Origin of the sequence: Streptosporangium sp. NPDC006013, assembly GCF_040614275.1 — a bacterium.
GTDB lineage: Bacteria > Actinomycetota > Actinomycetes > Streptosporangiales > Streptosporangiaceae > Streptosporangium.
On record NZ_JBEXUE010000776.1, the window covers coordinates 1 to 2,191 of the forward strand.

The following is a 2,191-nucleotide window of genomic DNA, read 5'->3' on the forward strand; positions in this document are numbered from 1 at the left end:
GGCCAGTGCCGCCCCCAGGCAGAAGTGGGTACCGAGACCGAAGGCGATGTGGCCGCCACCGGGACGGGTCACATCGAAGACGTCCGGGTCCGTGACCGCAGGGAGCCCTCGTCCCGGTCGGCCAGGTGGACGGCGACGCCCTGCTCGCGCAGCGCCAGGGCGATCGAGGTGCCGATCAGCCCCGTACCGACGACCAGGACGCTCTCCAGACCGCTCACACCCACTCCCCCGAGATCATGATGCCTAAAGGACTCATTGCGCGATGTCCACCCGAAGTGCGACCGCGCCGCGCAGGTAGACGTGCTGGACCTCCTGGCGGGACCGGTCGACCTCGACATGGGCCATCAGCCGCACCACGCGGGGCAGGGCGCCCGGCACGTCGATCTCGGAAGCGCAGATCAACGGGACGTCGTGGAAACCAAGCTTGCGGGCGGCCAAGGCGGGAAACTCGGCGGTGAGATCAGGCGTGGCCGTGAAGATCACACTGATCACGTCCTCGGTGGTGAGCCGGTTGCGTCCCATCACCTCCGTGACCAGTTCGGTGACTCCGGACAGGATCGCGTCCCGGTCGTTCGCCTCGACCTGAATCGCACCGCGGATCGCCCGCACCATCGTCGTTCCTCCATATCCACCCACGCCGGACCACCCCCGAGGGGGTGATCCGGCGTGTCCTGAACGTGCGTGTCAGGGAAGGCTACAACCCGACCGCGGCGTAGAGCTCCCCGACCTCCGTGAGGGTCAGCGCGCGGAGGGTGCCCGGCTTGAGGCGGCCGAGCTTGACCGGGCCGAACTCGATACGGGCCAGGTCGATGACCGGGTGCCCGACCTCCTCCAGCATGCGGCGGACGATGTGCTTGCGGCCCTCGTGCAGGACGATCTCGACCAGGGCCTGCTGGCCGTGCTCCTGGACCAGGGCGAAGGAGTCGGCCTTGGCCAGGCCGTCCTCCAGCTCGATGCCCTTCTTCAGCCGGCGGCCGAGATCGCGCTCGATCCGGCCGGGGACCTTGGCCCAGTACTTCTTCTGCACGCCATAGCTCGGGTGGGTGAGCCTGTTGGCCAGCTCGCCGTCGTTGGTGAGCAGGATCAGGCCCTCGGTCTCGGTGTCGAGACGGCCCACATGGAACAGGCGCTCGGTGCGGTCGGCCACGAAGTCGGCCAGCGAGGGGCGGCCGTCCGGGTCGGACATGGTGCTGACGACACCGATCGGCTTGTTGATCGCGAAGTAGACCAGGTCGGGCATCGTCGGCAGACGCTTGCCGTCGACGTGGATGACCTGCTTGGCGGGGTCGACCCGGGCACCGAAGCGGCGGACCACCTGGCCGTCGACGGTCACCCTGCCGTCGCCGATCATGTCCTCACAGGCCCGGCGGCTGGCGACGCCCGCCTGGGCGAGGACCTTCTGCAGCCGGACGCCGTCAGGGACCTCGGTGGTGTCGCGCTCGTCGACGTAGTCACGGTCGTAGAAGTCGGAGTCACGCTTGGGCTGGCGAGCGGTCTTGAACCGGTCGTTCGCGATCGTGCCGGGCCGCAGCGGGGCCTTCGCCTCCGGAGCGCGGCCGGCGGGGGCACGACGCTCGCCGTACGCCCCGGCGCGGTCGCCGCCGATCGTCTGGACGTCGTCCCGGCGGCCGGTCCTGCCGAAGCGGGCACGGGAACCACCGGCGGGCGCGCCGCCGCGCCCTCGGTCGGCGCCGGGCCTGCCACGCGAACCGTCCCGGTCCGCGCGGAAACCACCCTGCGAACCACCACGGTCGTCACGGCGCGGGGCGTCGGACCGGAAATCACTCCTCGAACCGTCGCGGGACCCGCCGAACGACGGACCGCCACGGTCCTCACGGCGCGGAGCGTCGGAGCGGTAACCGCCCTGGGAGCCCTCGGAGGACCTGCCGTACCGGCTCCGCGAGCCGTCGCGGGACCCGCCGAACGACGAGCCGCCGCGATCATCCCGACGCGGACCATCGGCGCGGAAACCACCACGGTCATCGCGGCGCGGACCATCGGCGCGGTAACCGCCCTGCGAACCACCCGAGGGCCTGCTCCCGTACGAACCGCGCGAGCCGTCACGCTCGGCACGGAAACCACCACGGTCATCGCGACGCGGACCATCGGCGCGGTAACCGCCCTGCGAACCACCCGAGGGCCTGCTCCCGTACGAACCGCGCGAGCCGTCACGCTCGGCACGGAAACCACC

The 2,191-nt window shown here is 70.9% G+C and carries 2 protein-coding genes and 1 pseudogene; all 3 read right to left on the bottom strand.

Annotation, left to right across the window (positions count from 1 at the left end; genetic code table 11):
• Positions 1 to 95: 95 nt before the first annotated feature.
• Positions 96 to 218, bottom strand: a pseudogene (locus tag ABZ260_RS49325) (3-hydroxyacyl-CoA dehydrogenase NAD-binding domain-containing protein); the annotation flags it as partial.
• 34 nt (positions 219 to 252) lie between these two features.
• Positions 253 to 612 (bottom strand): chorismate mutase, encoded by a 360-nt coding sequence (gene aroH, locus ABZ260_RS49330; RefSeq protein ID WP_355549367.1) that lies wholly within the window; start codon positions 610 to 612, stop codon positions 253 to 255.
• 82 nt (positions 613 to 694) lie between these two features.
• The coding region (locus ABZ260_RS49335) for a pseudouridine synthase (protein ID WP_355632415.1) at positions 695 to 2,191 on the bottom strand (1,497 nt) is incomplete at its 5' end.